Raw genomic sequence first — 7,722 nt, forward strand, 5'->3', positions numbered from 1 at the left:
AGCCCATGCCCAGGGAGGACAGGGAGAGATATTCCACATTGGCGCAGGACTCGTTGCGAAGCATGTCGCCCAGGGGCGAGTCGAGGCTGTATTTTTCGCTCAGCAGATCGACCAGGGCGTCGTTGTCCAACGTGACAGGCAGTTGATTGTAGAGGCTCCTGTCGTTTAAGGCCAGGGTGAAGGTCTTTCCATCATAAACAGAGGTGGCGGAGACGTCGTCGCCGGTGGTCTCGATCTTGAAGGCGTTAGGACGTTGCACCGTGACGTCCATGGTTCGCGCCAACTGTATCTTTGCCGCTCCATCATAGACGAGGTCCACGAGGATGTCGGCCTTGAAGGCGTATCCTTTGAATCCGGCCATATACAAGCAGGCTTGCTCATAGATGGCCAGGGCTTGGGGATCGATCACCTTTGCGGCGGGAGCCTTCCGGGCGGCCTGGGCAGGGAGAGGCAGGGCAAGGAGCATGAAGACGGCGGAAAGCGAGAGGCAGGTTCGAAAAAAGTTGCGCATGTTCTCCTCCAGATGAAATAAGCGAGGTGTGTTCCGGTGGTCTTGCAAAATCCCCAGGGGGGTACCCTTCCCGTACATGGGGACACGTCTGATTCCATCTGAACGCTAGATGGGATGATCTCCGAAGTCAACACGGCTTGCGCGGTCTGGCCGCTGTATCAGTCCGGAGAACATCGGATTTCTCCCGGGCGCCCTGCATATGGCGGCCCATTTTGCCTGGCGACGGTTCCGCGGGCATCCAGAAGATTTCTTACCTCCATGGCGCCCCTGCGGTTGACAACCGGCCGGGCTTCGCGTTTCTTTGTGTTTTGAGCCCGGATTGCCGACATGGCCGTCGGCCCGGATGCGCCGCGACCGGCGCCCGTGCGGCGTTTTGCAGCGCATTGGCCGCAGGGGCCGCCACTTTGCCAACCCCGCGAGGAGATCCCATGGACGACAACAAGCGACGTCGCAGCAGGGTTGAGGCGGAATTCGAAGCCTACGTGATCCTTGGCGACGAAAAAATACTCGTACATACCCAAAACATCAGCATGAAGGGCGTGCTGTTAAGCTTCGACCCCAAGTTGACGCCAGGGGCCGATTGCGTCGTGCTGTTTGTTTTGACCAAAGAGATCCGCTTCCGCATCGCCGCGCGCATCGTGCGCAGCGTGGAGGCCGGAACGGCCATCGATTTTGAGAGCATGGACGAAACCGCCTTCTACCATCTACGCAACATCGTTCGCTATTCCTCAGACGATGCCGACCGCATCGACCAGGAACTGGAAATACCAGCCTTCACCAAAAAGGATGATCCGGAATGACCGAACCTCGGCGCGCGTTCCCGGCCCGCCTGGTGCGGGGATGGCGTATGGGCGCGTTCTCGGCCCTGGCCCTTGTCGTCTTTTTGGCGGCCGACGGCCGCGCGGCCGGGTTTGACGACGCCAAGCAGGCCATGGCCGCCGAAGAGCAGGGCGATTTGGAGCAGGCGGTGGCAGGCTACGGCCGGGCCGTGAACGACGCCGGGCTTGGCGGCGTGTCCAAGGGGCTGCTCTTTGCCGCCCGGGGCAATGCCCTGGCCGCCATGGGGAAGCTGGCCGACGCCCTCAAGGACTATGACAAGGCCCTGGCCCTGGCCCCGGATCAGGCCGTGATCCGTTTCAATCGCGGCAATCTGCTTTTCGGCACGGGGCGTTACGACGAGGCCATCGCTGACTACACCCGGGCCATCGATCTCGACGCCGCCGACGCCGCCGCCTACAACAACCGGGGCTCGGCCTGGTTCGCCAAGGGCAACCTGGAAAGCGCCCTGGCCAACTACAACATGGCCGTGAAGCTTTTGCCCGCCGATGCGGAATTCGTGAACAACCGGGGCCGGGTCTGGTTCGCGATGGGCGAGGAGACCAAGGCCAGGGCCGATTTTTCCCAGGCCAAGAGTCTGGATCCCGAGGTCAAGACTCCCCTGGATTGACGTGGGCGGGCGGCGGCGTAATGGGGCGTGCCGTGAAAATGCTGCGGCCACCGTTTCCGGTGGCCGTTTTTTGTGCGCGGGCGGGATGATTCCCAGGCGTCGCCCGTCGTGGGATCAGTCCACGCGGTAGTGGCAGCCCAGGGATTTCTTGTTGCGCATGGCCGACAGGGTGATGAGGTAGGCCGCCTGGCAGCCGTGGAAGAGATCGATGATGGGTTTGCTCAGGGGGGTCTCGCGGTAGAAATCGTGCAGATGCTTGTTTAAGTCCCGCAGATCCTCGAAGGCCCGCATGAGCCGTGACGCGGAACGGTTGATGCCGACATAGTTCCACATGGTGTTGCGGATGGTGGTCCAGTCCTGGGAGATCAGGGCCGGATCCTCGTTTTTGTTCTGGCCCGCGCCCACCCAGTCCGGGATGCAGTCGGCCAGCTTGCGGCCCATGGCCATGTTCTTGGCGCAGCGGCGGCCGATGTCGTGTCCCGCGCTATGTCCCCACAACAGACATTCCAGAAGCGAGGTGCTGGCCATGCGGTTGGCCCCATGCAGGCCCGTGCAGGCGCATTCCCCGGCGGCGTAGAGACGCTCCATGCTGGTGCGGCCATGCACGTCGGTGAGAATGCCGCCGCAGAAATAATGCGCCGCCGGAACCACGGGGATGGGCTGGGTGGTGATGTCGATGCCGATGGATTTGCACTTCTCATAGATGGTGGGGAAGTATTCGGGCAGGTTTTTGACGTGGTGGGCCGCGTCCAGATACACGCAGTCCTCGTCCGTGCGCAGCATCTCCTCCAGGATGGCCCGGGTGACGATGTCGCGCGGGGCCAAGTCCGCCCGGGGGTCGTAGCGCTTCATGAACGGCTCGCCCTTGAGGTTGACCAGCTTGGCCCCCTCGCCGCGCAGGGCCTCGGTGATGAGAAACCGTCGATCGGCCCGGTGCATGAGGGTGGTGGGGTGGAACTGGATGTATTCCAGGTTCATGGTCCGCACCCCGGCCCGGTAGGCCATGGCCAGGGCCGAGCCGATGCAGGCCCGGGAATTGGTGGTGTGCAAAAAGACGCGCCCCACGCCGCCCGTGGCCAGGACCGTGAAATCGGCCAGGATGGTCTCCACCACGCCCGCCGTCTCGTCGTAGACGTAGGCCCCCAGGCATTGGTTCACCAGTTGGTATTTGTATTCCAGGAGTCCCGCGTGGTGCTGGGTGGTCAGGAGATCCACGGCCGTGCGCCGGGTGAGCACGGTGATCTTGGGGTTGGCGGTGACGGCCTCGATCATCCCGTCCATGATGGCCTTGCCGGTCTGGTCGGCGGTGTGGATGATGCGGGCCACGCTGTGGCCGCCTTCCTTGGTCAGGTGGAAGCCGTTGTTGGTCGATTTGCGGTTAAACGGGATGTGCAGGCGGTCAATGAGCATTTCCTTGACCACCGGGGGGCCTTTTCGGGCCAGGAATGAGACGGCGCGCTGGGAGTTGTGCCCCCAGCCGCAGGTCAGGATGTCGCGTTCGAGGAGCTTTGGGGGATCGTCCTGGCCCTGGTAGACGATGCCGCCCTGGGCCAGGGTGCTGTTGCCGTCGTCGAGCGTGTCGCCCGAGGTCAAAAGCAGTACGTCCAGGCCGCTGTCGGCCAGGGTCAGGGCGGCCGTGCAGCCGGCCAGTCCGGAGCCCACCACCAGGGCCTGGGTGCGGATACGGTAATAACTCATGGGTTCATCCGTTTGGCGCAGACGTCGAGCATGCGGGTCACAGCCGTCTTGGCCGGTTCGCGAACGTCGTCTGGAACGGTCACCGGCTGTTGCGATTCGATGTCGGCCAGTTGTGCCGCGAGTTTTTCCTCAGTGATTTTGGCCATGTTCGAACACCGGCTGGTCCGAAGCGGCAGGATGGTCTTTTCCCCGGCGTGCTGTTGAGCCAGCCGCAAAACCAGATTCTCTTCCGTGCCGATAAAGATCGTGGCCCCTTTCGGCGCGTTTTCCACATAACGGATCAGAAACGACGTGCTTCCGGCGGCATCGGCCGCGGCCACGGTCTCGGGCGGGCATTCTGGATGCACGGCCACCAAGGCCCCGGGATGCGCCAGCCGCACGGCCCGGATGCGTTCAGCGGTGAATTTGTCGTGGATGACGCACCGCCCGGGCCACAGGAGCACGTCGGCCGCCGCAGCGGCCTGGGGATCAATCAACGCCCCGTGACGGCGGATGTCAAGGATGCGCCGTTTTTCCGGGGGGATGCCCAACCGGTCGCAGGTGTTGGCCCCAAGCATGCGGTCGGGCAGAAAGAGCACCCCCTGGCCTTGCCCAAGCGCCCAGGCGAGCATGGTGTCGGCGTTGGCCGAGGTGCACACCGAGCCGCCCAGACGGCCGCACACGGCTTTGACCCGGGCCGAGGAATTGACATAGGTCAGGGGAACCACCGTGCGCCCCGTGGAGCGCAGATTCCGGCTGACGGCCGCCACCAGCCCGGCCGGGGCCATGTCGGACATGACGCAGGAGGCCGAGGCGTCGGGGATGAGCACCTTTTGTCCCGGTGCGGCCAGGATGGCGGCGGTTTCGGCCATGAAAAACACCCCGCAGAACACGATGTATTCGGCGGAGAGGTCGGCGATCTTACGCGACAGCTCCAGCGAATCGCCGACATGGTCGGCGTGGCGGACGATGTCGTCATTCTGGTAGTGGTGGGCCAGGATGGCCAGCCGGTCGCCCAGACGGCGACGGCGCCGGTCGATGACGGAGGAAATGGTGGTGTTCATTCTCTGGGGATGCTCTCGAGTTGCATGCTGAAATCCGCTGCGGGGGCGGAGTGGGTGATGCGGCCCACGGACACGAAGTCCGTGCCCGATGCGGCCACGGCCGCGATGGAATCCAGGTCCACGCCGCCGCTGGCTTCGGTCTCGATTCCCGGCGGAACCAGGGCCTTGGCCCGGCGCATGGTGGGCGGGTCCATGTTGTCGAACATGATCCGGGCGGGATTTTCGGCCACGGCCTGGGTCACTTCCTCCAGGCTGCGACACTCGATCTCCACCGGCGGCATCATTTCCATGTCGTTTTCGTATGCTTTACGCAAGGCGGCCATGGCCTGGGGGATGCCCCCGGCCCGGTCGATGTGGTTGTCCTTGAGCATGAGCATGTCGGCCAGATTTTTGCGGTGGTTGACGCCGCCACCCATGGCGACCGCGTATTTTTCAGGATACCGGAGGCCGGGCAGCGTCTTGCGGGTGTCCAGAAGGCGGGCGTTCGTGCCGGACAGGGCCGCGACGTAGCGTGCGGTCAGGTTGGCGATGCCCGAGAGGTGGCTTATGAAGTTGAGCATGACCCGCTCGGACTTGAGCACGGCCACGGCCGGTCCCGTCAGGCGGCAGACCACCGTGCCTTTGGCCGCGCGGGCGCCTTCGTCCACGGGGAAATCCAGGTCGCAGGCGGCCAGGGCCCCCAGGGCGGAGAGCACCAGGGGGACGATGGGCAGGCCGACCACAAGGGTGTCCTCCTTGGCCACAATGCGGGCGCGCAGGACGTCGGAGGGGGAAAAAACCGCCAGGGAGGTCAGGTCCGGGCCGTCCTCGGACAGGGCCAGTTCGATGGCGGCCAGAAGATACCGGCGGGCGTGGCCGGAAAAAAAGTCGTCGAAAGCGGCAAGGCTCATGGCGGTTCCCAAGTCCTACGGGGCGACGGCCTGTGACCTCCACGGCGGGATTGCCGTGCTGCGGCGTATTGGGGCGGGGTAAACCCTTCTGGCGGGAAGGGCAAGGGAGGTTACTTTTTTCTCAAGCGTGAAAGCTTGGCCGCCAGACGTGGCTCCATGCCCTGGTCCTTGGCCTGATAGAAGCGGCGGCCGCGCAGTTCGTCGGGCAGATAGTCCTGATCCACCCAGGCGTCGGGATAGGAATGGGGATATTTGTAGCCCTGGCCGAAGCCCCACTGCTTTTGCAGGGAGGTGGCGGCGTTGCGCAGATGCAGGGGGACGGGCTTGGCCCCGGAGATGCCAAGCTCCTTTTTGGCGGCCAGATAGGCCGCATAGGTGGAGTTGCTCTTGGGGGACAGGGCCAAAAACACAGTGGCCTCGGCCAGGGGGATGAACCCCTCGGGCATGCCCACCCGGTCGATGGCCTCGGCGCAGGACACGGCCATGGGCAGGGCCATGGGTTCGGCCAGGCCCACGTCCTCGGAGGCCGACAGGATCAGGCGGCGGCAGATGAATCGCGGGTCTTCGCCGCCTTCGAGCATGCAGGCCAGGTAGTACAGGGCCGCGTCGGGGTCGCTGCCCCGGATGGACTTGATGAAGGCCGAGGCCAGTTCGTAGTGGGCGTCGCCGTCCCGGTCGCCGCGCATGAGCGCCTCGGGCAGGGCCGTGCGCAGGTTCTCCGGGGTCTGGTTCTCGGGGGTCAGCTCGGCCGTGTATTCCAGGAGGTTGAGCAGGGTGCGGCCGTCGCCCATGGCCATGTTGGCCATGAGCTCCAGGCTTTCCCTGGCCAGCTCCAGGGACAGGGCCCCGGCCCCGCGTTCGGCGATGCGCATGAGCTCGGCGTGCGACAGGGGGCGAAGCCGCAACACATGCATTCGGGACAAAAGCTGCCGGGTCACGGAAAAGGACGGATTTTCCGTGGTGGTGGCCAGAAGCACGATCTCGCCGGATTCCAGGAGGGGCAGGAAAAAATCCTGCTGGGCCTTGGAGAAGCGGTGCAACTCGTCGAGGATGAGGATGTCGTGGCCGGGCAGTTGGGAGCGCAGGGCCGCAAGGCCCGCCTCGGGGGCGCTGACCCGCAAAAAGGGCAGGCCCTTTGATTTGGCCAGGACCATGGCCAGGGTGGATTTGCCGCACCCGGGCGGGCCGTAGAGCAGAAGGCTCGGCAGGCGCTTTGACTGAAGCAGGGTCTTGGCCCGGGACAGCAGATGCCCCTGGCCCACGAAGTCGTCCAGGGTGGAGGGGCGGATGCGCTCGGCCAGGGGGGTCTTGTCGGACATGGTCATCTCCCTAAGGGGCGCAAAAGGGATAGGGACAACACGGCCATGGCCGCCGTCTCAACGCGCAATATCCGCCTGCCCAGGCTGACGGGCTCAAAACCGGCGTCCTGAAAGGTCCGCACCTCGTCCCCGGCCAGCCCCCCTTCGGGGCCGATCACCGCCAGCACCCGGCCGGGATCGGTCATGTCCCGGGCCGCAGGCCGGGCGTCCGGGTCGGCCTCTTCCCACAGGACGAAGCGGCGGTCGAAATCCGAACCCAGGGCCGCCACCCCGGCCGCCCCGCCGGAAATGCAGCGTATCCCGGGCAGCCGGGCCGCGCCGCACTGCTTGGCCGCCGCGATCATTTGGTCGCGCCAGGTCTTTTTGACCGCCTCGGGCATGACGCCCTGGCTGCGCGCCGCCTGCCAGAAGACGATCCCGGCGGCCCCGAGCTCCACGGCCTTTTCCAGGAGAGCGCCGCGCCTGGCCGACTTGGCGAATCCCACGGCCAGCCAGACCTGGATTTCCGGTTCCGGTTCCCTGCCCACGCCCAAGACCTCAAGTGTAACTTTATCTTTTTTCGCGTCAGCGATGCGAAACTCGCCCTCCCGACCCAGGCCGTCGAACAGGCGCACGGTTTCCCCCGGCTTCTTGCGCAGCACCCGGACCAGATGCGCGGCCTCGCCGCCGGTCAGCAGATACGGCTCCCGCCAGCCTTCCGGCTCCAGAAAAAAGGAATCCAGAGGGGCCATAATGCCTCGTTTTTGTGTCGGGTTGCGAGCGAACGGAGAAAAATGCTCCCGCGCCCCTGTCAAAATTTTCGAAGGGGGGTCCA

General features: G+C 64.8%; 8 protein-coding genes. 2 read left to right on the top strand and 6 right to left on the bottom strand.

Going from position 1 to position 7,722, the window contains the following annotated elements; translation table 11 throughout:
* Positions 1-511, bottom strand: a 511-nt coding sequence (locus tag V3572_RS01460) for a DUF2092 domain-containing protein (protein WP_332109195.1), incomplete at its 3' end; no start/stop codon positions are given.
* A gap of 428 nt (positions 512-939) precedes the next feature.
* On the opposite strand from V3572_RS01460, the gene V3572_RS01465 reads away from it, so the two are divergent.
* A complete protein-coding gene (locus V3572_RS01465) occupies positions 940-1,311 on the top strand; it encodes a PilZ domain-containing protein (protein ID WP_332109196.1) in 372 nt (123 codons plus the stop codon).
* Positions 1,308-1,958, top strand: coding sequence for a tetratricopeptide repeat protein (locus V3572_RS01470; protein ID WP_332109197.1), 651 nt, complete (start codon positions 1,308-1,310; stop codon positions 1,956-1,958). The genes V3572_RS01465 and V3572_RS01470 overlap by 4 nt, the downstream gene beginning before the upstream one ends.
* Positions 1,959-2,072: 114 nt before the next feature.
* Here the strand turns inward: V3572_RS01470 and nadB are convergent, their stop codons facing one another.
* The 5 genes from nadB to V3572_RS01495 all read right to left on the bottom strand — a co-directional run bounded on the left by nadB (position 2,073) and on the right by V3572_RS01495 (position 7,639).
* On the bottom strand, positions 2,073-3,656 hold the full coding sequence (gene nadB / locus V3572_RS01475; protein ID WP_332109198.1) for an L-aspartate oxidase: 1,584 nt from the start codon (positions 3,654-3,656) through the stop codon (positions 2,073-2,075).
* A complete protein-coding gene (nadA, locus tag V3572_RS01480; RefSeq protein ID WP_332109199.1) occupies positions 3,653-4,699 on the bottom strand; it encodes a quinolinate synthase NadA in 1,047 nt (348 codons plus the stop codon). Before nadA ends, nadB begins: the two co-directional genes overlap by 4 nt.
* Positions 4,696-5,589, bottom strand: a complete 894-nt coding sequence (gene nadC, locus V3572_RS01485) for a carboxylating nicotinate-nucleotide diphosphorylase (protein ID WP_332109200.1) — start codon at positions 5,587-5,589, stop codon at positions 4,696-4,698. Before nadC ends, nadA begins: the two co-directional genes overlap by 4 nt.
* A gap of 110 nt (positions 5,590-5,699) precedes the next feature.
* Entirely contained in the window at positions 5,700-6,908 is a 1,209-nt protein-coding gene (locus V3572_RS01490; protein WP_442877347.1) for a replication-associated recombination protein A, read from the bottom strand.
* 2 nt (positions 6,909-6,910) lie between these two features.
* A complete protein-coding gene (locus tag V3572_RS01495; RefSeq protein WP_332109202.1) occupies positions 6,911-7,639 on the bottom strand; it encodes a 16S rRNA (uracil(1498)-N(3))-methyltransferase in 729 nt (242 codons plus the stop codon).
* Positions 7,640-7,722 lie beyond the last annotated feature (83 nt).

Origin of the sequence: Desulfolutivibrio sp. (assembly GCF_036584575.1) — a bacterium.
In the GTDB taxonomy this organism is placed as follows: Bacteria; Desulfobacterota; Desulfovibrionia; order Desulfovibrionales; family Desulfovibrionaceae; genus Desulfolutivibrio.